This is a genomic window from Halonatronomonas betaini, from assembly GCF_015666175.1.
In the GTDB taxonomy this organism is placed as follows: Bacteria; Bacillota; Halanaerobiia; order Halanaerobiales; family Halarsenatibacteraceae; genus Halonatronomonas; species Halonatronomonas betaini.
The window spans coordinates 372,134-398,103 of the sequence record NZ_JADPIE010000003.1; the positions used below are offsets into that span (position 1 = coordinate 372,134).

At 33.7% G+C, this 25,970-nt stretch carries 22 protein-coding genes and 1 riboswitch; of the genes, 1 reads left to right on the forward strand and 21 read right to left on the reverse strand.

The window, feature by feature from the left end:
* The first annotated feature begins 158 nt into the window (after positions 1 to 158).
* Entirely contained in the window at positions 159 to 1,523 is a 1,365-nt protein-coding gene (locus I0Q91_RS07265) for a Na+/H+ antiporter NhaC family protein (protein ID WP_270453777.1), read from the forward strand.
* Here I0Q91_RS07265 and I0Q91_RS07270 read toward each other — a convergent pair.
* The 21 genes from I0Q91_RS07270 to I0Q91_RS07370 all read right to left on the reverse strand — a co-directional run bounded on the left by I0Q91_RS07270 (position 1,520) and on the right by I0Q91_RS07370 (position 25,929).
* A complete protein-coding gene (locus I0Q91_RS07270; protein WP_345790963.1) occupies positions 1,520 to 2,476 on the reverse strand; it encodes an MDR/zinc-dependent alcohol dehydrogenase-like family protein in 957 nt (318 codons plus the stop codon). The genes I0Q91_RS07265 and I0Q91_RS07270 overlap by 4 nt on opposite strands.
* 29 nt (positions 2,477 to 2,505) lie before the next feature.
* Positions 2,506 to 3,519, reverse strand: coding sequence for a DUF362 domain-containing protein (locus I0Q91_RS07275; RefSeq protein ID WP_270453778.1), 1,014 nt, complete (start codon positions 3,517 to 3,519; stop codon positions 2,506 to 2,508).
* Positions 3,520 to 3,957: 438 nt separating this feature from the next.
* Entirely contained in the window at positions 3,958 to 5,154 is a 1,197-nt protein-coding gene (locus tag I0Q91_RS07280; RefSeq protein WP_270453779.1) for an ABC transporter permease, read from the reverse strand.
* Positions 5,135 to 6,061, reverse strand: a complete 927-nt coding sequence (locus I0Q91_RS14430; protein ID WP_270453780.1) for an ATP-binding cassette domain-containing protein — start codon at positions 6,059 to 6,061, stop codon at positions 5,135 to 5,137. Before I0Q91_RS14430 ends, I0Q91_RS07280 begins: the two co-directional genes overlap by 20 nt.
* Before the next feature lie 352 nt (positions 6,062 to 6,413).
* A complete protein-coding gene (locus I0Q91_RS07290) occupies positions 6,414 to 7,724 on the reverse strand; it encodes a TldD/PmbA family protein (RefSeq protein WP_270453782.1) in 1,311 nt (436 codons plus the stop codon).
* Positions 7,725 to 9,098: a TldD/PmbA family protein gene (locus tag I0Q91_RS07295; RefSeq protein WP_270453784.1), complete on the reverse strand. Its 1,374-nt coding sequence runs from the start codon at positions 9,096 to 9,098 to the stop codon at positions 7,725 to 7,727.
* Positions 9,099 to 9,150: 52 nt separating this feature from the next.
* Entirely contained in the window at positions 9,151 to 9,528 is a 378-nt protein-coding gene (locus tag I0Q91_RS07300; RefSeq protein ID WP_270453785.1) for a hypothetical protein, read from the reverse strand.
* A gap of 163 nt (positions 9,529 to 9,691) precedes the next feature.
* Positions 9,692 to 9,910, reverse strand: a complete 219-nt coding sequence (locus I0Q91_RS07305) for a hypothetical protein (RefSeq protein ID WP_270453786.1) — start codon at positions 9,908 to 9,910, stop codon at positions 9,692 to 9,694.
* A gap of 26 nt (positions 9,911 to 9,936) precedes the next feature.
* A complete protein-coding gene (locus I0Q91_RS07310) occupies positions 9,937 to 11,901 on the reverse strand; it encodes a PAS domain S-box protein (protein WP_270453787.1) in 1,965 nt (654 codons plus the stop codon).
* Between the two features lie 55 nt (positions 11,902 to 11,956).
* The gene (locus I0Q91_RS07315; protein WP_270453788.1) at positions 11,957 to 12,934 is read right to left on the reverse strand and encodes an alpha/beta fold hydrolase; all 978 of its coding nucleotides are present in this window, start codon (positions 12,932 to 12,934) and stop codon (positions 11,957 to 11,959) included.
* A 292-nt stretch (positions 12,935 to 13,226) separates the two neighbouring features.
* Positions 13,227 to 13,303: riboswitch (cyclic di-GMP riboswitch) on the reverse strand.
* Positions 13,304 to 13,380: 77 nt separating this feature from the next.
* Positions 13,381 to 16,266, reverse strand: coding sequence for an ATP-binding protein (locus tag I0Q91_RS07320; protein WP_270453789.1), 2,886 nt, complete (start codon positions 16,264 to 16,266; stop codon positions 13,381 to 13,383).
* Positions 16,263 to 17,645: a metallophosphoesterase family protein gene (locus I0Q91_RS07325; RefSeq protein WP_270453790.1), complete on the reverse strand. Its 1,383-nt coding sequence runs from the start codon at positions 17,643 to 17,645 to the stop codon at positions 16,263 to 16,265. The genes I0Q91_RS07320 and I0Q91_RS07325 overlap by 4 nt, the downstream gene beginning before the upstream one ends.
* Before the next feature lie 116 nt (positions 17,646 to 17,761).
* Positions 17,762 to 18,265 carry a flavodoxin domain-containing protein gene (locus I0Q91_RS07330; RefSeq protein WP_270453791.1) on the reverse strand — a complete coding sequence of 168 codons (504 nt, stop codon included), beginning with the start codon at positions 18,263 to 18,265 and terminating at the stop codon, positions 17,762 to 17,764.
* A gap of 65 nt (positions 18,266 to 18,330) precedes the next feature.
* Positions 18,331 to 19,191 (reverse strand): transglutaminase-like domain-containing protein, encoded by an 861-nt coding sequence (locus I0Q91_RS07335; protein ID WP_270453792.1) that lies wholly within the window; start codon positions 19,189 to 19,191, stop codon positions 18,331 to 18,333.
* 29 nt (positions 19,192 to 19,220) lie between these two features.
* Positions 19,221 to 19,421, reverse strand: a complete 201-nt coding sequence (locus I0Q91_RS07340) for a hypothetical protein (RefSeq protein WP_270453793.1) — start codon at positions 19,419 to 19,421, stop codon at positions 19,221 to 19,223.
* A gap of 45 nt (positions 19,422 to 19,466) precedes the next feature.
* Complete coding sequence (locus I0Q91_RS07345; RefSeq protein WP_270453794.1) at positions 19,467 to 20,336, reverse strand: hypothetical protein; 870 nt, start codon at positions 20,334 to 20,336, stop codon at positions 19,467 to 19,469.
* Between the two features lie 16 nt (positions 20,337 to 20,352).
* Positions 20,353 to 21,471: a hypothetical protein gene (locus I0Q91_RS07350; RefSeq protein ID WP_270453795.1), complete on the reverse strand. Its 1,119-nt coding sequence runs from the start codon at positions 21,469 to 21,471 to the stop codon at positions 20,353 to 20,355.
* Positions 21,472 to 21,522: 51 nt separating this feature from the next.
* On the reverse strand, positions 21,523 to 23,436 hold the full coding sequence (locus I0Q91_RS07355) for a serine hydrolase domain-containing protein (RefSeq protein WP_270453796.1): 1,914 nt from the start codon (positions 23,434 to 23,436) through the stop codon (positions 21,523 to 21,525).
* 45 nt (positions 23,437 to 23,481) lie between these two features.
* Positions 23,482 to 24,126 (reverse strand): NAD(P)-binding protein, encoded by a 645-nt coding sequence (locus tag I0Q91_RS07360; RefSeq protein ID WP_270453797.1) that lies wholly within the window; start codon positions 24,124 to 24,126, stop codon positions 23,482 to 23,484.
* 49 nt (positions 24,127 to 24,175) lie between these two features.
* The gene (locus I0Q91_RS07365) at positions 24,176 to 24,826 is read right to left on the reverse strand and encodes a CPBP family intramembrane glutamic endopeptidase (RefSeq protein ID WP_270453798.1); all 651 of its coding nucleotides are present in this window, start codon (positions 24,824 to 24,826) and stop codon (positions 24,176 to 24,178) included.
* A 155-nt stretch (positions 24,827 to 24,981) separates the two neighbouring features.
* The gene (locus I0Q91_RS07370; RefSeq protein WP_270453799.1) at positions 24,982 to 25,929 is read right to left on the reverse strand and encodes a ketopantoate reductase family protein; all 948 of its coding nucleotides are present in this window, start codon (positions 25,927 to 25,929) and stop codon (positions 24,982 to 24,984) included.
* Positions 25,930 to 25,970 lie beyond the last annotated feature (41 nt).

The window sequence follows — 25,970 nt, forward strand, 5'->3', positions numbered from 1 at the left end:
CAACGCAGGGTTAATTTCTCCTGCATAATAAAAAATTATTTTATAAATTACTCTATATTTTAAGAATTAAGATACTGATACTATTTATTTTTTAAATTAATTTGAAATTATGCTATAATCAAGAAGGTTAATGACAAATTTCGAAGGGTTGGGGTAAGATGGAGTTAAGTTTTAAGCAGGCTATTATACCTGTAATTACTATGGCTTTTTTAATAATAATGTCTGTTTTAGTCTGGGATGTTCCAATTCAGATTGCTTTATTTTTTGAAATTATTATAATTGTCTGTCTCTCTTTTATCTGGGGTTATAGATGGAAGAAAATTGAGAAGATGATGTTCTCCAGTTTTAGGAGCATAGGCAATGTTATCATTATATTATTTTTAATCGGGATGATGATAGGTCTCTGGATAGCTATAGGGACTGTACCAACTATGATTTATTATGGTTTAGAAACTATTAATCCTGAGTATTTTTTAGTCTTAAGTTTTATATCAACGTCTCTTGTTTCCATGGCGATTGGCACAGCTGTTGGAACTGCCAGTACTATTGGGCTGGCTTTAATAAGTATAGCTGAAACTTTAGGAATGAGCCTGCCATTAGCTGCCGGTGCTATAATCTCAGGCGCTTATGTAGGCGATAGAATGTCGCCTGTCTCATCAATTGCCAATATTACAGCCCACAGCGCTGAAGCAGATATTCTGGAGATGGTAAAAAGCATGATGAAAACAACTATCTTACCTTATATAATTGCAGCTATAGTCTATCTAATTATAGGATTGAATTTAGGAGGTCTTGGAGAAAATGCAGGGGGATTTTTAGAGCTGACAGCTGCCCTTGATAGCTATTTTATGATCTCCTTCTGGATGTTACTGCCGCCAATACTTATAATAAGCATGGCTTTTTTAAAGGTACCTACAATTATAAATCTTGCTATCAATATTATCTTTAGCCTGATTCTAGGGATAGCTATTACAGACCGGAACTGGTCCGGGCTATTAAATATTATGTTTCAGGGATTTGATGAAAGCTCTGGTATAACCTTTATAGATAATATACTGGCCAGAGGCGGTTTAACAAGTATGTTAGAATTAATATCTCTAATAATTTTTGCAGTTATTTTAGGTGGATTATTAGAGCAGTTAGGGGTTTTAGATAGTATTTTAAAACCGATAGTCCATCATATTACCGGTAAGATAAAACTGGCTGTGGTTACTGTCTTTTCAAGTATATTATCTGCAATATTAGGTTGTAATCAATTTCTGGCTGTATTTTTACCGGCAAGAATGTTAATACCTCATTATGATAGGATAAAGGTAAAGCGGAAAGAATTAGCCCGGGCTCTCGGTGATTCTGGACTTGTATTCTCTCCGCTAATCCCCTGGAATGTAAATGCATTAATGATGACTGCTGTCCTGGGGGTAGATACTTTTTATTATGCACCCTATGCATTTTTTATATTAATTATGCCTTTATCAAATATTTTAATTACAGTGATTAAACATAAAAAAGAACTGATTGATTAGGGCCTGATTAAGATTTTAAGTGAAGATTTTTCTCTGGCTGCTTTTAAAGCATCCAGGGAATCTTCAAGCTTATACTCATCAGTAATTAGCCGGTCAAGGTGGAGTTCATTTCTTTCCAGCAAATTAAGTGCCGGCTTAAAGGGGCCACACCTGGAACCTAGTAATTTTATCTCATTAATAGCCAGCCCTGCCAGGTTAAGGTCATGGTTTTTGGCTGTCGTTGTCTTATATATTATTTTCCCCTCCGGAGCAACAAGTTCAATGGCTGCTTTTAAACCTGATGTGCTCCCGGTAGCCTCAATAACAACAGGTATATCTGGCTCTTTTTCTGGATATAATTTTTCAAGGTATGTTTTAATATTTAATGGTTTTAGAGTATCTAGCTTTTCCTGATGCCGGCCTATCATCTCAACATCAAAACCCAGGGCCCAGAGGGTTCTTGCTATAATTAAGCCCAGTTTGCCGTCGCCAATAACCATTATTTTTTCAGAGGGTTTAAGATGATATTGTTCTGCAATTTCAACAGCTGCTGCAATTGGTTCAGTAAAAACAGCCTCTTTGTCAGTGACAGCATCTGGTACAATATGAAGGTTTTCTCCTGGCAGTGTTAAATATTCAGCCAGTGCCCCATCCTTGCCTCGCATCCCAATAGCCTTTATATTTTTGCAATGTTTATATTGATTATTATGGCAGCGTGAGCAATTATAACAGGGAATATTTATTTCACCAACAACCCTTTTGCCAGTAAGTTCTCCAGCCGGGTCATTAACAACTTCTCCGACAAATTCATGGCCAAGTACGCCATTAAACTCGATCATACCGGCAATTACTTCAAAATCTGTATTACATAGACCAGCCAGCCTTACCTTGATTAAAACTTCATTTTCTGCAGGCTCTGGCCTGGCAATATTTTCAAGATTTATTTCACCATTTCTAACTGTTAATGCTTTGATATCTGTCGCCTCCTTAAATTATATAGATATCAGTCCAGGAAACCCTTCAATTCAGCTGCCAGATTCTTTCCTTCTTCTGAATCAGAAATTATTTCAATTTCTTCAGGTCCTGATACTCCAAGCTGAATTTCAGCTGCCCTGGCTATCTGTTCCAGTTCAAAAACAGGAGTATTCATAATAATATCTGTGCTGCCTAAATTTTTGAGCATGGCAACACCAGTTGCATCAACGGCAACTGGATCTTTAGATACAAGGAATATATTTGAATCGACTCTATTACCAGTTGATGGGCCACCTGAGGTGAAGGCTTCAACTCCATCGATTATAAATAGATCTGGACTATAGGCCAGTGATATCTCTGCGATCATCCTGCGCATATAATCTGAATTATGGAGCTGGCTCATATAATCTGTTCCTTCACGGGGGATTATTCCAACTGCTAGTTTTAAAGCCATTGTAAACTGGCCGCCAAACTGATGGGTTTTTAAACAACCTGTAGCTATAATATGATCAACTTCATTAAGAATTCTCGGTATCTTAAAGCCATCTGGCCAGTGTAAGCCTTCTCTATTAAAGAGAGTAAGTTCATCATCAGTCAGCTGATCAAAATTAATTATTTCAATATTATATTCTTCTGCTATCTCAAAAATACCCTTTTCCTCCATGACCTCTTCTGTATCTGGCGGGCCACTTCTTTCACCAATTATTATCCTTTCTGCTCCAGCCTTTTGCAGCTCTTCAATAATAGTTATAAGGGTCTCATTATCAGTGGAACCTGGAGCAGGGTCTGCAGTATTAAAATTTGGCTTAATTAAAACACTATCTCCATTAACATCAGGTAATGGAATTAAATTTAAGCTTCTTTTAACCCCATCGCTTCTATTTGAAGTTTTAATCAGTCCAACCTGGCTTTTACTGGCTGCAAAAGCCTTATTATCCCAGTCAGAAAATGATAATAAAGAAAGGCCTAAAAGTGCACTTCCTGAAAGTGAGATAAATTGACGTCTACCAATATCATTTGCAAAGTCAAAAATCTTTTCCATTTTAATCACCTGCTCCTTCTTTATAATAATTAAATTTTAAAGAATCAAAAATTTATAAGTTATTGCTATTTTAAATATATCATTTTTATGTACTAAATTAAATAAATAAATTAAATCAATTTATTATAACCATATATGAAAGCCTCCCAATTTCCATGGAAGGCTTTTTGAAAAATTATTTTTCTTTTTTATCTTTCTTTTTAATTTTTTTCTTTATAGTGTCTTTAATTTTACCTTTATTTTTTTCTGCCATTATTTATCCCCTCCCTTTTTTAATTAATGATTTAATCAACTCTGCCATTAATTTAACAGTACTAAAATAGAAGGAGCATCTATTACTGACAAAAAATAATCTGTAATATTTGTTATTCTATTTGCTTAAATTATAGCACTATTTAACTTTTTAACAATAGGCTATAATACCCAAGATTTCATGGTTTATGAATATCTTAACCAGTGAATTATCTCTTTAAAGCTGGCTGACTTTCCATACATTAACATGCCTATTCTAAATATTTTAGCAGCTGCCAGGGTAAACAAAATAGTGGTAATTAATAAAATTGCCAGAGTAATTATTATTTCAACTGTAGAAATTTCGCCGATTGCAATCCTTACAATTGAAATAACCGGGGCAGTTAAAGGAAAATAGGTTACTATTCTTGATAGCATACCTCCAGGATTATTAAATACTGGACCTATTACTAAAATAGGCAGCACCGGCAACATAAATACCATGCTCTGGGCATTAGTTGCACTCTGCAAATCTTCCATTGTTGCGCCAATCCCAACAAATAATGCAGCAAATACCAGGTAACCTAATAGAGCAAAAACTGCTATTAATGGCAAGGCTGGATTTAGGAATGCCTCAAGCAAGGGTAGATCAAAAAAGTAATCTGCCAGAGGAATACCGATACCAAACCAGACACCAATCTGGATCATGCCTAGAATAAAATGCCCAATAATCTTACCGGCCATAAGCTGCTCGGAGGAAATCGAGGATAGAATTATTTCTGACATCTTCTCCTTTTTCTCCTGGAGGGCACTCTGTAAAAGCATGGATCCTGAAGTGATTAATAAGAAAAATAATCCACCACCAAAGATTACTGCTGTAATAACTCTACTTCCCATAGCTGTTTCATCTTCTTGAAGACTTACAACCTGCAGGTTAGCCGGCATTGTAACCTCCTGGATAACTTCTTCAGAAAGATCATGGGTTGCTAATTTGTAATTCTGCAATTCTTCGGTCAAGAGGTTTGCCAGGCCACCATGGTTGGTGGCTGATAATGAAAATACATTTAAATTGATATTCCCGGTTTTAAAAAACTCCTGGTCTATTATAAAATACCCATCTGCATCTGCAGATTCAGCCCTGCTTTGTAATTGCTCCTGGCTGTTTTCTGATTCAATTAATACTGTATTCTCCAGCATATCTTCGGACCAATCCAGTTCGACTTGAGATTGATTCTGATAATAAAATGTTCTTTCAACTGGACTATCAAATCTTTCAATAAAATTTGGTAGACCACCAAATATAAGAATCAATACCGGGGTTAAAAAGATTCCAACTATAAATTGCTTGTTCCTTAAGTTTCTCATTACTTCCCAGCCAGTTATCTTAAATATTTTCTTTAGCATCTAAAAGACCTCCTCTGGCAACCCTTGTAAAGATATTATGAAGAGAAATCCTTTTTATTTCTAATTCAACTAAATTTATCCCTGCTGGTAAATCAGCTATAAATTTGTTTGGTTCAATATTATCTTCAAGCAGGATATTAAAATTATTGCGATATGAATTATAATTTAAAATTAAATCATTTTCATTAAGCCAGTCTTCTAATAGATTACTATCATTGGTCTGAAGCCTGGCTCGATAGTTTCCGTATTGATTTTTAATACTGTCGAGATCATCATATAATACTTTATTTCCTTTATCTAAAAGAAATATTCTATCACAGACTTCTTCAACCAGGTTCATCTGATGACTGGAAAGCATTATTGCTACACCTGATTCTGCCAGCCCTTTAATTTCTTCTTTCATAAGATCCTGACTAACTGGATCAAGACCGGAAAAGGGCTCATCAAGAATTAATAGTTTCGGTTTATGCAGAACACAGGCTGCAAACTGGACTTTTTGAGCCATCCCCTTTGATAGTTCCTTAATCTCGTCATTTAAATTATCAGTTAGATCAAATTTATCAAGCCAGTATTCACCCTCTTTTAAGGCCTCTTTTTTGCTAAGACCTTTAAGGCTGCCAAGAAAGATTAAGATATCCTTAACTTTTGCCTCTTTATACAGACCTCTTTCTTCCGGTAGATACCCTACCCTGCTCTGCCAGTTATCAGTATCAAGATTTAGTTCAATCTTTCCTTTATCTGGAGCATTGATATTCATGATCATCCTGATCAGACTGGTTTTTCCAGCTCCATTTGGGCCTAATATACCCATTATCTCACCCTGATTGACTTCAAAAGAAATTTTATTAACTGCTATAAGATCATCATAGGCTTTTAAAACATCTTTTACCTTTAAAATCGGCTCCACTGGTTTGCCCCCCTCAAATATGTGAATATATTCATTATATTATTATATCAAATATTTTTTATTTTAACAATATAAATTAGTTCGATTAAATACTTCTTTATCGAGAGTTTTTTTCCTGTATTAATTAATTTTTATAGTTATAATTCTATATGCTCTAAATATTATATAAGTTGAAAGTGAATCAGGAGTGGGTTGGTACTGGGTTGATACTGGGTTGGTACTGGGGAGGTATTGGAGGGGGTATAAAGAAATGGCCTAAACAGAATGTCCAGGCCATTTAATTTCTTGGATTTAATTAATAGCTAATAGTAGTTTATATATCATTACTCAATCATAATTAGTATAGATAATTTTATTCTCCAGTAACACTTATTTTATCAACTAAAAGATAGGGGAAGCTTCCCATTTGAGAAAGAATTGCTTTATCGCCTATACCTATTATGTTTTTAAAATCATCATAGATATTGCCGGCCAGCATGACATCTTCCAGTCTACCCTGAATCTCTCCATTTTTAATATGAAAACCATGGGCCTGAACAGAAAAATGGCCCTGGGTATAATTAGAAGAATGAAATCCAATCACATTTTCGACCAGGATACCTTCATCAATTTCAGCAAGGAGTTCTGATTTGCTATAACCTCCTGGAGTGATTACAGGATGAACAAATGCTGGATTAACCGGGGTATCAATTCCACTGCCAAATAATGTCTTCTTTAATCCATTACCAGTCGGTTCTTTATCAAGCCTGGCGGCATACTCTAAATCATAAAGGTAGTTATTTAATTTGCCGTTATTAATTATAGTCTTATCTGATGTTGGTATGCCTTCATCATCAAAGCTTTTTCTATAACTGGTTCCTTCAAGCCGTGGTTTGTCAGTTATTGTTAATTTATCAGAAAATATTGACTCACCTAATCTATCTATAAGGGGAGATGTTCCCTGATAGATATTCTGCCCACTGACCCCTGTCTCCAGGCTAACCAGGAAAAAATATAGTGACCCTGGTGAAAATAGTACTGGCATTTTCCCTGTTTTCGGCTTTGATACCTTTTCTGTCATTTTATATTCTTCAATAAATTCATTTATATCAGCTTCTGGTATCTCTCTAAAAAAACTATCTGATTCATAAAATCTATATAACTCTGAACCTCCTCCTGGAATTGGAGCTGAAAAGATAAAGGTAAAACCTGTTTTATTTTCTTTTAAATCGGCTTCATTTGTGGTAATGATTTTTGTCTTTTCATAATTTTTACTTATACTAAAGTTAAGAGTAAGATCAGGTTTCTTCTCTTTAAAAATATTTTTGATTTCCTGGGCATATTCAATTAACTCATCAGATTCAGTTTTTGAAAATCTATTTTCGGTAGCATGGTCTACAGCGTCTATTTTTTTATCAGAAAAATTAAAGTTTGCTGGTTCTCCATACTGGACTGATTTCTTTGCTCCCTTTATTAAATTATCCAAAACCTCTGGAGAGCTGCCTGTAGCTGTACTGGAACCTGATTTATTATTGTCCTTAACTCTTAAAGAAAGCTCTGATAAATCATTGCTGGTAATATCCTCTAAATCCCAGTTTTCAAAGTCATATTTCATTTCTCTGGTCTCTTTAATTAGCAGTTCGGCTTCATCAAAGTTCTTTTTTAATTTATTAATATCCAGCATCTAAACGCCTCCTATATTGACCTGATCGACTTTAATATGGGGGGCACCCATACCTGAGAAGATATTTAATTGCATAGGATTACCTTTACCGCAACCGCCAACTTCTCTAAAGTTTAAATCGTTGCCAATCATTGAAATTCTTTGTAAAGTTGCAAAAAGCTCGCCACTTAAGTTTATATCTCTGACCATACCTTTTTTCTGGCCATTTTCAATCTTATAACCGTATTCTGCTCCAAATGTAAACTGATCTCCAGTTGTCTGCCCACCCCGACCATTACAGATATAATAGCCGTTATCTATTGAGGAAATCATCTCCTCTACATCTGATTTACCTTCTGCAATATAGATATTTGACATTCTTATTATTGGAGTATATTTACAATCTACTGCCCGCATATTTCCTGAAAGGGGCTCATTAAAATCTGCAGCTGTCTCCCTGGAATGGAGCCTACCACTTAAGGTTCCCTGATCAATCAACGTGGTTTTTTGAGCAGGCTGGCCTTCATCATCATATTTATAGTTTCCTGGAGTGTTTTTAATGCCAGGGTCATCAACTACTGTCAGGATATCACTACCTAATTCAGTGCCAGCCTGAAGTTTATCTCTAAAAGCAGGATTATTCTTTACTATATCTGCCTCGGATAAATGTCCAAAGGCCTCATGGATAAAGACTGAAGCCAGGGCCTGGTTAATTATAACTGGATAATTACCGGCTTTAATAGGCTCGGCATCTAGCATCTGCTGTAAAATATCAATTTCTTTTAATAAGTCATCTTCACGATTAAAGAGGTTATCAAATTCAGGAAAACCTCCAAAGGAGACCCTTTTAACCTGAACAACATCATTCTTTTTTGCATAGACTGCGCCACTGATTAGACTGCCTAGAAGGTCATATTCTATTTCTGAACCCTCTGAATTTATAAAAATTCGCCTAGAGTAAAAATCTCTATAAGTAAAATTTGTCTTAATTATATGCTCCTGCTCTAAAGCCAGGCGATTGTAATTTTCTACTAATTCTTTTTTCTCTTCCAGACTGTAGTTTTTTGGGTTGGTATCAGGGTTTATAAAATGTTTATCCTTGATAACCTCTGCTTCCTTTAATTTAGCAGCTTCAGAAATGAGCTCTTCTGTTCCTGATATTGAATTGGCCAGCTCTTTTTTGGCTTTTCTGGCATCTTTAAGTTGACTGAATGAATTTACTGCTTTTACACCCTGGTTGTAAACTCTAAGATGGCCACCTTCACGGTATGATGATTTAACTTCTTTTAAATCCTGGTTTTCATATCTAATTTCTGTCTGGTTATTCTTTTCAAAACGAAGATCTCCATAATCTAAATTATCATCGCTAAAAAAATCTTTTAAGACTGATTTCATAATTTCCCCCTGGAAAAACTTATTTAGAAACGAACTGCTTTTTAATAATTAACTAGGTACTAATTTTATTATTTCTAGATATCATATCCTTAAATTTTGCAGTTATCCACTGGTGGCGACTTGCCAGATAATCAATAATAATTCCATAGATTCCACCGGCTAAAAAGCTTACAACATCGGCAAAACCGGTTGTAAAATAATAAGCAAATGAAACCAGTAGTCCTAAAATTGCTCCTCTAATAATAGCAACATGCCGTTTATTATTGGTTACTAAACCAATAACAACGCCCATTAAAAAACGATTATACCAGAGGGCCCATAATGATATCCAGTTACCGGCAAATCCAGTTCTATAACCAGCTCCTAAGATACAGATAATGCCTAAAAGTGAACCGATTAAAATTGATGTTTTTATTCTATCTGTTAGCAAAATATCACTCCTATAATTTAAAATTAATTTTTACTCAATAAATAATTAGAGATAGAAAAAACTTCTCCTGCTTTAAATTTAAAATAATTATCAGAATGAAAAAATCCAGACTTAATAGCCTAAAAAAGAACCTGCAAAGTTATGAATCATCTTTAAATAATATTCAGTTTTTAATTGTTTTAGATAAGTTCTTTCCTACTTTCATTGCAAAATAAATAATTGCAAATTGAAAGATCATTAATGGGATTAATGATCTAAGAGTTAAAAATGCAACTATAACTGCTAATGCAGTTATAATATAACCAAGATCTGAATTTATCCTAAAACCTAAAATAATAACACCTGCTATAACTAATTGCAGAAAAATTATAAGAGCTAACAAAGAATTCACCTCAATAAATTATTATTTCATTCACCGCTAATAATCATATAAGTTATATCATCACTGCCAATTTCATTACCGGTATAATCTTTGAAATCTTTTTTGATTTTTTTAATAATCTCTATTGGTTTAAGGTGACAGGAATTCTTTAAAACTTTATCAAGTCTTTTTTCTCCATACATTTCAGGAATTTTGTTATTTATATCTTTAGAAGTTTCTTCTACCAGCCCATCTGTAGTTAAAAATAATTTGTCACCAGATAGAATTTTGAAGTTTTCAAGTTTATGATTTAAAGTCTGGTTATAAAATTTTATATCAATAGCTGTAGAAATAGGTGCACCTGAATTCTGTAACTTTCTTAAAGTTCCATCTTCCCTGATGATTACAGGTGGAACCTGAATGCCGGCATTAATAAATGAAAATTCTCTTTCTTCAATATTCAATAACCCTATCAGAAGACAAACCATATAATCTCTTGAAAATTCTTCCTGGTGATATCTATTAATTATATGTTTTAATAAAGCATCAGGAGATAAATCAATATTATTATTTAATTTACTGGAGATATAATTGTTGATTGTCTCTCTTAAAAATATATTGAGCATTGAACCATCAAGTCCATGTCCACTTACATCTGCAAGATAGATCAAAAGATAATTACCAATTTTTATAGCATTATAAAAATCTCCTCCTAACCTTTCTGCAGGTTGAAAATAAACTTCATATTTGAAGTTATCTATTTCTGGTAATTTTTTTGGCAAAAAGTGTTCATGTAGCTTAATTCCTTTTTTAAATTCTTTATTTAGTTTATTATATAATGATTCAATTTCTTGATTATATTCTTTTAATTTATTCTCATCTTCTTTTCTTTGAGTAATATCACGGAAACTCTGAATCATACCAATTATTTCTCCAGCTTCATTTTTATAAGGCACAACAGTAACAATAAAATATTTAGTTTTATTATTGAATTTAACTTTAATATCTTCTTGAATAGTCTGGCCATTTTCCAATATCTTTTTTATTGAACAATCTTCTGTATTACAATTTTCAGTACAAAAAACTTCGTAACATTTTAAATCATTTTTCTTAAAGCCTTCCCTGTTTTTATAAGATTCACTTAATAATTTATATTTTTCATTTGTTTTTATTACATTGTAATTTAAATCTACATACCTGATTGCTTCAGTGGATAAATTTAGAATCTTATCTAGCATATTTTTAGTAGATTTAAGTTCTTTTTGGGCTTTCTTTTTCTCTGTAATATCATGTTTAATTGCAATATATTTAACTGTTTCATCTTTCCAATTTTTTATAGGTGAAATTGAAGTTTCTTCCCAAAAAAACTCTCCATCTTTTTTGCGATTATAAATTTCACCATGCCACTTTTCTCCTGAAGAAACAGTCTCCCAGAGATCAGTATAAAAATTATCTGTATGATATCCTGACTTTAATACCCTTGGATTTCTACCAATAATTTCTTCAGGCTTATAACCAGTAAGTTCAATAAAACCTGGATTTACATATTCAATTTCTCCACTGGTATCAGTTATTAAAATTGTTTCTGGACTCTGCTCAATTGTTTGATTTAATTTTAGGGCTTCGTTTTTATAATTAAATAGTGATAGATAATTTTTAATCTTTCTTACAATCAATTCAATACTAAATGATTTATAAATCAAATCTATAGCTCCTAAATTTAAGCATTCAATGCCTTTATCCTGGTTTGCATAATCAGCAATAAATATTAATGGTATATCTTTAATACTGTTAATTTCATTAATTTTTTCGCACAGGGAAAGACTGTCAATATCAGGTAAATTTAAATCTGCTAATATTAAATCTGGATTAATTCTTTTTGTTAAGGAAACAGCTTCTCGTCCTGATTTTGCGCTGATAATTAAATATTCGTCCCCCATTAATTCCTTTATGCTATGATATAAAGTTTTTTCTGCATCAACTATTAAAATAGTAACTATATTTTTCCCCATTGTATAACCCCTTAAAAACTAAAATTAATTAAATGAAAAATTGAATGAAAATAAGTTAATTTCTTGAATCTAAAAGAAAGCTAATAATAAGATTATTCACTTCTTCTGATGCTGTAACCATAGGCATATGATGATTATCTGCAATAATTTCAAGATTGGAGTTAAGAAGTTGATCATCAAGTTTTCTAGCATCATCAACTGAAACCCAACTATCATCTGCCCCCCAGATTAATAAAATATTAGTTTCTAGCTGATCAAGATTATCTAGTTCATCAGAACTGCTTCTTACTAAATCAATCCAGGCCCTGGCAGTTCCTTCAATTTCCAGGGGCTCCAGATATTTTGACAGTTCTTCTTCAGAAACTTCTCTGCCATAAGCAGATTTTAAAGCTCGATTAATAGCAAAGGGCTGATGTATAATATTCCGAATAGCAAATTCAAATAAATGATTGAAAGGAGTCTGTTCAATTAAATTACCAAATAAATTAGGTGGAGAATTAAAGACTGCTCCAGCAACAAAGACTAATGCCTCAACATCCTCATTTCTATTAAATGTCATTTCAGCAATAGGTTTGGCCCCCATAGAATGACCTACTAAAATCCAGGGGGTGTTGTCATTAAATAATTCAGAATCTAAATAATCCAGGAGACCCCATAGCCAGTCTGCTCTATTTTTTGCAGTATGATCCAGACCTGGCTGCCTATCACTAAAACCAAAGGCAGGAAGGTCTACTGTGATTACAGTAAAACCGTTTTCACTTAATGGTCCAGTATTTTCACGCCAGCAATAGGTTGAACCCCCCATGCCATGGACCATTAAAATCTTTCCTAGTGATTGATCTGTTCTAGCTTTATCAATTCTGTAATGCAAACTTATTCCATCTACTTCAATAAAGTGACTATTATCAAAAGGAGTTTTATTTTCAACTGAATAAGCTTTTGTAATTTGACTACTTAAAACCAGGACCACTATTATTATAATAATCATAAAAATTGAAATTACATGTCTTTTACACGGGATTTTAATAATCAAGCTAATCACCCCAGAATAATACTAGTTTTAAATCTATAATAATTATTATATCATAAAAAATAATCCTTTGAATATTAAATAATTCAAAGGAATAGAGCTGCAGGATTAGAACTGCTTTATATTTAGCAGTATTTTATCTGAATTAGATTTATGACCAGGTTTTAGTCCCCTCAAATTCTAAGATTAATTCAGATATATAATTATAAATTTTATTATACAGCTTTAAAATTCTCTTCATTTTAATCACCTCAAAAAATATTAACCACGGCATCAAAAATTGCCGTGGTTTAAAGTATGCAACCTGGCAATCTTTATAAAAGACCCATAGCTTTGCGTCCCTGCCTCGCAGCAGGTTTGCCCAGTTATTTAATTTTATATTATTTGCTACTAAAGAACTAATTCTAGATAGAATCAAAAACTCCTGCAAAAACTTCAAACTTTTTTAGTTAATTTAATAATAAATTATATAAATCTTTGCCAGCTACATTTTTGAATTTACCAGATTCAAGATGCCAGTATTGAGCATTATCAGTATAATCATTTATATGCCTGACCAGATGAGGATGACATGTTAATACAAATATCTGATGGCTGTTACCTAACCTGGATAGAATCTGAACTGTGTTTATTAAATGGCTTCTATCAAAATTAACCAGAGAATCATCAAGAATTACCGGTAAAGCTGACTTAATTTCTTTAATTCTGCTTAAGCGAACAGCAAGAAATAACTGCTCCTTTGTTCCTCTACTTAAAATATTTACAGTCTCCTGCTCTCTTCCACTGGCAAGTCTGGTCTTAAAGTCATTTTCTTTAAGGTCGGCTGGAGGATTTATTTCCTGATATTCACCGGCAGTCATCTCTGATAATAGATCTGCTGCTGGCTGTAATAGTTCCTCTCTGGCTCTCTTGATTACACGGGCTTGAACTTCTTTAAATATAAAAGAAGCTGTTCTATTAATTGCATATCTTTCTGCAAGCTTTTTTAATTTACTCTGATTATTGTCAATCGTAGCATGGGCCTCTTCTATTTTAGCTGGTGAGGCCAGCTCTTTTTTTGTATCCTTTAAGCTCTGAAGCCTGTCTTCTTTCATCTTTTTATTCTTTGCAATTAAATCAAGTTCTTCCTTTAAATTTTTATAAACAGTTTCGACTTCTTCAATGGAGGTAAAAGAGTTATAATGTCTCTGAAAAAGTTCAATTAAAGTGTCGGTTTCATTTGCAAGTGGTGAATCTATAAAAGAATCTTTAATATGATCAGCTGAACTAATTTTAGCTACTAACTGGTTGGTTAACTGGTCTAGCTGATTTTGTTTTTCCCGATATTCCAGAAACTTATTGGATTTTTTAATAAAATCCTGCAAAAATTCTACAGGATCTCTATCTGATGAAAAATCTGAAAACTTATCACTTATATCAGATTTAGCTGTTTCTCTACCCTGCCAGGCATCATTAAGATTTCGAGCATAATTAAGATACTCTAAAGCTTTATCCAGTGCTGAAAATAATTCTTCTGACCTTAAAATAAGCCTGTCCTCTGCTGGCAGGATTAATGCTGAATCAGTTAGCTTTGAATTAAGTTGAACCAGTAAGTTTCTCAATTCGTCTAATTCCCTGACGATTTTTTCTTTCTTATTTTGAATCTCTTCTCTGGTATTTAGCCATCTATCATAACTATTATTAATATCTCTTAAACCATTAAAATAATCCTTAATAAGCTCAGGACTTGCAGAGTTTTCTAAACCTAAAATTTCCTGATAATGGTTTAATTCTTTTTCAGCAGAATTCTTTTTGGCTTTTATAGCTTCAATCTCATCTTCAAGCAAAGAAAGCTTATGTTGTATATCTTCAAGCTCTTTATCAAGGTTTTCTTTTTTATCCTGTAGAACTATTTCTTTCTGATGTTTACCATGATAATATAAATAACTTAATAATAATCCACCACCACCAATGACTATAGCAGCAATAATATTAAAAAAAGCAGAAGAAGCTCCAGCTCCAATTGAGATAAAACCGATTAATAAGGAGTTTTTAAATATTCTTTCTGGATTGCCATCTTTTATACTTGAAAGTTCTTCATTTAACCTGGTAAGCCTGCTTTCTAAATCATGTTTCTCATCAAGACTGGTTTCTAAATTATCTCTACAGGCTTTAAAATCAGCTATATTGTTAAGTAATTTCCTCCGCTCAATCTGGTCGTTTCTAATAGATAAGATACTATTAAAATCTTCCTCCCATTCCTGATTAAACTCTACTGCTTCAGCTTTAATATTCTTTAGCTCATTTTGATTTCTCTCTTTTTGTTGAATGAAATTATCAATTTTTTCTTTAAGCCCTGAAATATTTTTTTGATAATTTTCTAAATCTGAACTTTTATTTAATAAGCTGTTTTTTATTGTTTCAGGATTTTGAGAGCTAACTCTACTTTTAAATATACTCTTTTCTTGCTGATATTTTTCATTTTTTGATATAAAATCATCCAGTAGATTTCTTGCAGTTGATTTCTTATTCTCACTATATTTTGCCTGATTAAGCTCTGCGCCTGAATGGTTTTCCAGCTGCTGCCTTAAGTTCAGTATTTTTGAAAATTCATGATAATTGTTCTTTAAGAGATCTATTCTGATTCGTTTCTTTTCTAAACTACTTAAATCATTATTCAAGTCATCTATTGTATCTTTAAGATTATCAATCTCTTCTTCAGTTTTGATATACTTTTTTACCTGCTTTAAAGCTTCATTCTTTTTCTTTTCTGCCTCTGCAATGTTTTCCTGGTAGGGTTTAAATTCTCCAACACTGGCCCGGCCAGTTGTTCTCCCAATATTATAAGCTTTATTATCAAAATGACTAATTGCCTGGGGTAATTCAACTATCTTAGAAAGTCCTGCCCCTAATAAAATAGATTGGAGTCTATCTTTATCACCTTTGCCTGAAAGTCCGGCAGGCTCTTTAGTTAATTCATCAAGGCTTATTGTAAAAATTTGATGATATGTAAAGCGATCAAGATTGTTATAAAGCTGGCCAGGAGTTTCTGGTCCTGATTCTGGCCCCTGATTATTTAAAGATATTAAAACAGGATCGGCATAACCTTTAAGTTTCAACTGATACTCTAAATTATCTTCAGTTTCAATATCAGCCTCTATATCATACTTATCCGCCGGTGCTGGTAATTTATCAGTATTAGGAATACCATAACCTAAATAACGAAGGATATGCATGAATGTCGTCTTACCAGAGCGGTTTGGGCCTCCAATTACCACTATATTTGGGGATAAAGCTTCAAGTTTCTGATTATTATAGATTCCAAAATCATTAAGATGTAAATTTTTTAATCTCAAATATCATCACCTCCAGCAAATAAATAAGCAATAATCTTATTCCGAGCTGCTTCTATAATTTCCTGCTTGGTTTCTGGATCAGGATAAAAACTGTCATTATCTCTGTTCTCATGATCTTCATCACCTTCCCAGATAGATCCCCATTCTCTTAATAATTTAGCTTCTAGATCTGGATTATTAGAAACCTCTTTAAAGATTTTATCTATCTCCTTATAAATTTCATTTTCCTTAAATTCTTCCAGATCAGGAAGTTCTTCAGAAGTTCTTATCTGAACAGAATGGGTCCAGACAAAAGGATAATTACCAGGGGAGGCCAGATTTCTATTGAGAAAATCCCTTAAATCTTCCTCGGCTTCATCCTGATTACTTGAAATCCGTTCATGGAGTGGTCCATGGCCTGTAATAACCCAGCGAATAATAACGCCCTTAACTGGAGCTTTACCATCAATAAAAACATTTTCTCTATCAATACCATGAAAATCTATTTCATCAGTGAAATTATTGTCCTGTTGCTTCTCTGCTTTTTCAAGTAAAAGCTCCTGGAGATCTGATAGAGTTTTTAACCTCTCATCCATTTCTGTAATATTAAATTCAATTTTTTTATAGATCACAGGAGAAGTTGGTATAAAATTAATTTGTGGTATCTTTTCAGGATTTTGAATTGGTACTTCAACAATAAAACAACCCTTTACTCCAACCTCTGAAATATTATGGCCCTGGGGAGTTCCAGAGTAAACAAGAGCAGGTGATGAACTATTTAAGACAAGTGGCTGATGAATATGACCTAAAGCCCAATAATGTATGTCATCTTTCTCTAATAGATCTGATTGAGAGATAGGAACATAACGACGGTTATCCGGGTTCAGTTGAGTATGAATCAAACCAAGATTAAAATGATTTTTATCAGGAACAGTATAATAGGTATACATCTTTCTTGACTCAAAATTGCTTCTATAGGACTGACCAATAATTCTGGCTAAAGTATTTCCACTATCATTTTTATGATTATTTATTTCAACTTCTTCACTTGGATAGAAATAAACATTTTCAGGATAATCAAATGGCTCTAGTTCTTTACCTCCTGGATCATGATTACCTGAAATAATGTAAACTGGAATATTATATTCTTTTAAACGCCTGCATTCTTCTAAAAAATTACGGCTGGCTTTCACTGAACGGGCCTCAGAATCATAGAGATCACCTGAAATTACTACAAAATCAAGTCTTCTATTAATAGCCTGGTCAAAAATATTCTTTAAAGCATTATAACTGGCATTATTAAAAAGCTCATTAAGATGATCAGGTGCCTGGCTGGCTGATTTTAAGGGGCGACCAAGGTGAATATCTGCTGTATGAAGAAATTTTATAGTATCTTTCATTTTTTATACCTCCAGTATTATATTCTATTATAACATAAGCTTAATAAAATACTGAAATGATGATTACATTAAGAAACCCACCTTATTTATAGGGTGAGCTCCTGTTTGAATTATTGCTAACTATTTAGTTCCATATCTCTTTCAATCTCCTCAGCAAATTTACTGATATTATCATACTTGATATTGGACTCACTTTCCTCAACTCCGGCAGCTTTTTTAAGCATAGTTCTCTGAATAAAGCCAACCTTCTTTAAATCATATTCATAACCAAAATAACCCTTAACTTGAGCCTTTTCAATCAACTTATCTGGAAAAGAATTTGCCAGCTGTTCCATATCCTTTTCTTCACTTCCACAACAGATAAACAATCCAAGTTTCTTTACATTTAAAAGCTTTTCTTGATTGGATTCACAAAACTTCCTGACTGATTTCTGGATTTTCCCTATATAGATTGAGCCACCGATAATTATCCTATCAAAATCTTCAATTCTGGTTTTAGAAGCCGATTTATCTTCTAGATTTAGGATTACAATATCTCCAGTTAACTCTTCAGCCAATTTTTCAACAGCCTTTTTTGCTGTTCCATGCTTTGATGCATAAGCAATTAATGTTTTCATCATGCATTTTCCTTTCCCAAACTCTTTTTATATTTTTAGATACACAAACTCTACTTGCAATAAGAAATTTATCTATAAGGTTTTTGATAAAAATCAGTAACTGAATTAGTATAATACATATTATTAATAGGATAATTGCGCTGGAAAACCTCAGGTTCCTTTGCTCCAACAGGAACTAACATTAATTTCTGAGGTGAACTATCATTTACATAACGATTATCCAGATTTGTATCAAAATAATAAAGATAATCTCCTATCCAGTTGAAATATCGAACCATTTTTCTATTATTAAAACCTGGAATTTCTATCTCATTTCTATTATCTACTAATGCCTGCTGAAATTCTACAGCATTTAAAGGAATATCATTTATAACAGGAATTGCATTCCACTGGGGATCAATAAATACCCATTTATCAAACTCACTAGAATAGGTTTCAGTTACAACATGACCTGCCCCGGACTTTATTGTTTCAACATCCTTCATTTTTAAGGCCAACACTCTGGAAGGAAAATCTAAAGCATTCAAACTCCCGGTTAAAACAATTGCATATTCAACACAGCGAAAATTTCTATTTTGACTAATAGCTTCTCTATAAATTGAGAGAGGATCATTCTGCTCTGGCTGATTATTACCATCATGAGACCAGAGATTATGAGTCCAATCAGTTACCGCCAGAATCTTGCTTAAATCAGAATCTTGATCTAAAATTATTTCATCCAGACCAAATTTTAAAGATAATCTCTGTAAATATCCGTTATCAGGATCGCTCCATTGAAAATCATAAGCCTGACTTGTCTCCTGCGTAAAGATTAGGCTTTCTATCTCAACTTCTCCAAATGGAATAAACCTGAATCTATTCGCCAGTAAAGCCAGGATAACTAAAATTGCAAATAAAATTATTAATGATTTAATAATTAACTTTTTCATTTAGATTCAACTCCAAATTATTATCTGAACTATTTCTTTTCCATCAAAGATTCTGTATAAATCCTGCCACGATATTTCATAGATCCAGTTAATAGCTGTTCAATCACCTTTCTGCCTTTTTCGCCAAATACTAACGGATTTAACTCTGGATCTGTTCTAAAAATTAGGTCAGCAACCTTTGCTATATCATGCTTTTCCTGGTTAAAATGTTCTAAAATAATTTCAGACATAGTAGATCCCTCCTCATTTTTTAGCAGATATAATAAAACTTAAATTTAGATATTACTAAATATATGATCTCTGATTTCATCAGCCGCTAAAGCACCAGTTACATGTCCCTTATCAAATTTTGCCACCTGACAACTCCCATATGATTCTTTTTGAACATCATATCTGACAATCCTGTCATTACTGGCCAGTAAGGGAAAGACATTGCTATTATCGCAGTCTGCAAACTTATCAGTAAAATCAAGAAGTTTCTTAAGTTGCTCCTTTTCTTCCAGGCTAGTCTCTACAACTCCCCGACTATAAATAGATTCAAACAGAGTATCATAAAAATTTGCTCCTGCCATAATCGGTATATATTTATCAGCAGAATTATAAAATATATGATGAAAATTACTAACATAACCACCTAAACTGGTTCCTGAAATAACAATATCCTGACAATTTTCACCTTTAAGATATAATATTAAAGCTTCAATTAAACTTACTGAAGTGGCAGTCATGCCTAAAAAATTATCCAGTGTCACAATATTTTCGCTATATTCTTTCCTGGAACTATGAAAAGGAGCCCTAATTAGAATTAAATTAGCCTCTATCTCCTGCTTGGTATAGGGAAATATTTTCTTGAATCCAAAATCAAATGGAGTCTCTGAAGCCCCATGATGATAAATAATCGTAATAAATTCTTTTCCTTTCCACTGAGCTATCCTAAATAAAGCATCAAGCTCACCTGCCAGCGTACTGGCCTGCACCTGATGATCTCCTTCCCAATTGTCTGATGATAGCTTTGGTAATTTAACTTCCAGAGAATCCAGATGCTCCTCTAAAGGCCTGCCAGATAAATCTTCTCGAAAATACTTTTTAATAAATAGCGATCCAAGTGAGATTGAAGCTGTATCTATCAATCCATGTATATCCATTGTAATAACCCCCTACTCACTTAATTTTTTCTGTATTCTTATTCTCCCAAAAAGATGAACTCTCTAAACTTGCTAAATTTACTTTCTGCTTATAATAATAATATTTTGGCCAGGAACGAAATATTGATTTCTTGCCAAACATTAGCTTTGTAAACAGAGAATCAGGAATTGGCGCCCAGCCATCACCCATATTCATTTTAATTTCAACTATCTCCCCTTCTCTTTCAAGAGAATATTTACCAGAAACTGTACCCATATCTGGATCAGGTTTGATCTCAACCACTCCATTATAAACCTTCCCAACATTAAGATTTCGAATATCTGGAAACCCTGGATTAAACTCCACTAAAAAACGATGTGCTTCTGACTGGTGTTCCATCTTCTCTAGACTACCATCTAAAGAAAAAATCAATTTATTATCATTAATAGTAAGTGAATCATTAATTAGTTCATATTCATCAAGAACTTTCTTGCCGGAACTGGCAAATTCAATAATCTGACAATCAAGGCTATAACGGGTATAATAACGCCACTGAAAGTCTTTAGGAATCTTATAAGGAAAAGTATCTATTTTATGGGATTTGCCGCCGATTGTAAGTCTTATTTCAGTTTTATTTTTCCTCACAAAATCAAAATCATACATGAAAAATATTGGCAGATAAGAAGGATTTTCTGTACTTGAGCCCACAGGTGCTAAAAGATTTAAACCAGAACTCTTCATTTTCGTCTTTTCTATTATTTCTAGCGATATTTCTCTATCATATTTATCAATAAACTGAAATGATAAAAACAAACATCCACTATCCTTTTCAAAAACAGTCTTCTCCATCTCTACCTGCAGTTGCTCTTTCAATCCTTTACCAGCCACATCAAAACTTGCTTGATTATCAACCTTTAAATTCAAATCATCATATACATCTATATAACCATCATTTCTATAAGCAATAATGCTAAAACCTTCTCCGGTATCACTGCTGGAAAAATATTGAGGCTCTAAAGCAATATATTTACTATCTGGATCATTCTCAAAATTAATTAATACAATTTTTTGTATAGGACTGTAATTAAAGCCAAAGGGTAGAATGACAGATTTTCTCTCAGCTATTTTATCAGTTGAATTTATGATATTGATCACATCCTAATTATTTTTAGTCATCCCCTGAAAAAATGTTAAAGATAATTAAAACTAAAGGAGATTCAAATAATACATAACCCAGATAAATCCTAAACCAGCCAGAGTATAAATAGTATAACTTAAACGTCTATATAAACTCTTATTTCCCTTCACCCAACTCCACAGGGTAAATATAAGAGTTAGCCCAACCAACCCTGTAATAAGATAGGGCAAGATATAAATGATTTCTCCAAAATCACCAATATCACCGAAGAAAATATCAGGCACACCATATGCCGGGTTAATACTGCTAAACATATTTACAGTCCCTGCAATAAAAACAACAATACTAATACTCGCCAGCAAGATTAGAACACCAGTAAGGCCTCTTTTATCAACTCGACTTAACTTTTCTCTAAAAACCTTATCAACTAAAAAACATCTAATGCTAGTTATTATCATCCAGATAGATAAAAGTAAGATTAAAACTGTTATTCCTCCTAAAAAGATTCTAGATTCATACCATTCTACCTTCTGAAAAACTCCTGGCCCCCCTGTTATCATTAAAATACCGAATTCTTCATCTTCAATAAAAGCAACTTGATCGATGAATTGTCCACCATGATGATTTCGGTTTTGAAAAAGCCCTGTTTCAATTTTTCCTAGCTGTAAACTATCACCATAAATATTAAGTCTTAAAAATCCTTCTTCTGAAGCTTCCACATTTGCCCTCTGGAAAAGATTAATAATCATCTCTTCGCTATTAAAGTTACTCCGGGTTGGATGATACTCGCCGATATAAGCCTCATTAATTTCATTACTGGTTTCAACTGATAATCCATTTAGCTCCTCTGGAAAATATTGATTCATAAAACTTTTAAAAAAGTTATTCATCTGCATCTGCATTGGATCACCGCCACTATAGGAAACAAAGAGCCCAAGTTCATGTTCTGGCAGGAGATAGAGTCCACTATAAAAAAGGGTAGTTGCCCCGGTATGAGCAATAACCTGCTCACCATTGATTCTATCTCTGGCAAACCCTAGAGCCATTCCCTCAATTTCAGGATGATGGCTAAAATTATAATTATGCATTTCTAAAGCTGTCTCTTCTTGCAGAATCTGGTTATTTTCAAAGCTGCCTAGTTGCAGGTGAGCAAGCATGAAATTGGCTATATCATTAGCTGTTGTGCTCATAGCCCCGGCAGCATTATTTGATATATATTCAAAGTCTCCCTGGTGATATTGTCCACCAGCATATTTATAGGCCCTGGCCAGATCCTCACTTAAATGATCAGGTAATGGCTGACGGAAAGTACTATTATCCATATACAGAGGTTGAAAAATATTTTCTTCCACATAGTCTTCAAAATCCATACCTGAAACTAATTCAATTATATAACCAGCCAGTCCGGTGGCATAATTTGAATAAGCCATAACATCCCCTGCTGGAAATACTCTAGCTGGCAGATATCTCTTTAAATACTGCTCAAGAGTGAGCATATCATCCGCTAAAAGCACAAATAACCCTTCTCCTACATCTTCAAAACCTGGAGTATGGGTCATTATATTTCTTAATGTGATTGGCTGATCACCAGGAATAGTAAAATCAAGATAGTTATTAATATCTGCATCTAAATCAAGCTCGCCCTCTTCTACTAACTGCATCACTGCTGTCCAGGTGAAAAGCTTAGAAACTGAACCTGGTCGAAAAAGTGTAACTTCTGGATTAACAGGAATCCCTGCTTCTAAATCACTATAACCATAGCCTTTAGAAAATAAAAGCTCGCCTTCATTGACTATCGAAACGACTGCTCCAGATATTCTATTCTGATTAATCTGGGCACTAATAACACCATCTATAAAAGTCTCAACTTCTAATGGATCCAGCTCAATTGCCAGGATCTGGATTGAGAAAAAGACTCCGCAAAGCAGAAAAATTAATATTGACAATACCATAATAAATTTAGTCTTTCTTTTAATATTCAACGTACTTGCCCCTCTCAAATTATTAAAAATTTTACTCAATCCAGCTTAAACTTTAAAATCCAATTTCTCTCGCTTACAAATCCGCATAATAGTATCTTTACCAGTAATCAATGCTGTAGGCAACCCTCCAGGAGGCTGCAGCCACTGACCACTAAGCCACATATTATCCAGACCCTTAATATTTCCAGTATGATTCAACTCTTTCCCCTGTATCGTTGGCCAAAAACCCATAAAAGCACCTTTATAAGCATTACAATACCTCTGATAAGTCTGGGGAGTAGCCACATCTAGAACTTCTAGTTTATCTTTCATATCAGGAAAACGGTTTTCCATTGCAGAAATTATAGCCACTCCAATTCTGTTTTTCTCCTGGAGCCAGTCAAGTTCCCTGTAAAAATGAACAGTCGTATCTCCATACTCAACTGCCAAAAAACTTTCAGGGTGATAAATCTCAACTCCATCCAGTGCCCCGACTCTATCCCAGAGCTTTCGGAGGCCTGTCCCCTCTTTAGTACCTACCAGCCAGTGAATACAGCCATCAATATGATAACCATTACGTTCCCAGCCAGTACATTCACCACCAATAGTATGGTTCTTCTCTAATATCAGGCTTTCAAAACCATTCAACCTGGCAAAAATTCCTGCTGAAAACCCGGCAATCCCGCCCACAATGATTACAATTTTTTTCATAATTAATCTTGCTTCTTTATAAAACAGTTTTAATATTTTTTATGATTATTTAAAGTATAAAACCTGCAATTATTGAAACCCCAACAGCAACAACATTACTCATGCTATGCATTATCATTGGATAAATCATACTCTTTGAGCGCTCATAACAAATCCCGTATGCAATCCCAAGAACTGCAGCATATACCAGTTGGAAAGGATCATAGGTCATTGAAAACGGAAAGAAGCTAAAACCAATATGGGCCAGTGCAAAAACAATAGCAGCAATGACATTTGCATTGCTTATTTTTCCATTAAAAAAATCCCCTCTGATATAAAGGGAAAGCATTGTAATCGCAAAGGCCCGAAAGATCAACTCTTCAGATGGCCCTGACAAGAAAAACTGAAATCCAAGCTGGCCAAAAACATTTCTTATTGTTAAAGGATAGGGAAAAGCCCTAAAAGTTCCTGCCAGAAAAACAATGATTAGTGAAATTATTATATAAGTGCTAAATATTATTGCAAAAAGACGGACAAAAAATAAACCTGCCTTTTTATCGCCTAAAGTAAAACCAAACTTATAATCCTTAACTCTGGCAAGGATTAGCATAACTACAAGAAAAAATAAAGCCTGGGCTATATGATGAACAGAAATCCAGGCAAAAGCGCCATCAGGATCAATACCTGCATAGCTAAACTGGTCAGCAAACAAACCTGCCATCCTGGGAACCCCTAAAAGAATAAATGATAAAAATAAAACCCAGCCTAATTTTATAATAATATTTTTCATTTTAATCAAGCCTTTTTATTATAATTTAGAACTTTATAAAATTCTAACCAGCATAGTTATTTAGTTTTTCTAAAAGGTCAGTCCGACTATTTAACACTGTAATACTTACTAAGCTTATCAATCGAAGGAATATCAACTTTATTTCTATCTATATTGGTCATTAGTTCTCTATAAATATACTCCATCTCATCCCTTGCATCTCTAGGATGGCCTTCAACACTTGATTTAGCAAATTCTTTCCGCATCATCCAGCCAATTAGAGCTACCATTAAAAAGTTTGGAATATACTTAAAAACTTTAATCACTTTAGGACTTGGCGGTATACCTGAGAGTTCAAGAGCTTTAATAGCTTCTTTGGTTGCCTTCGTTGCATCATATAATAATTCCTTATCATTACCCAGTTTTTTCATATCAATACCTGAGGCATATATAGCTGGAACAAAGCCTGACATCAGCATTGCTGCATGATACTTTAACCAGTAAACCATATCAGTCCGAATCTCAACTTTGTAACCTCGCATCTTTCTTAATAATCCGGCTACAGCTTCAGTTCTTGGCCTGATTTTCCCATCAACTTCTCCAATCGGTATTTTATACTGTTTTTTCTCATCAATTTTAAGCACAACAACTTTAGGGTCCTCCCTGTGACCACCAGGATAAGGAAAACCTAGCATCACCCTATCTTTACCTAAAGCAGCAATTAATTCTTCAGGCCCGGCAGCATTATTCCCCATAAATAAATAGGTCGGTACATTCTTATTTTTAGCAAGGTCTGGAATTATCAAATCAGCGTGGTTCTTCCTCATTGCTATTATTACCAGGTCATAATAGTCATCAGAATTAAAGGAATCGACAACTTTAACTTTCTCGACTTCTTCTATCTCTGTGCCCTCAATATTAATGATAGCTCCATATTCTTTAAGGTCTTCTAATCTCTTGCCCCTGGCCAGAAGAGTAACATCTTCATCGGCTTCATTGAGCCTTGCAGCCATTAAAGTTCCTAGCGGTCCTGCCCCAAAAATTAAAGTCTTCATCATCTCACTCCTTTTGAGATATTTTTCAAGAAATAGATATT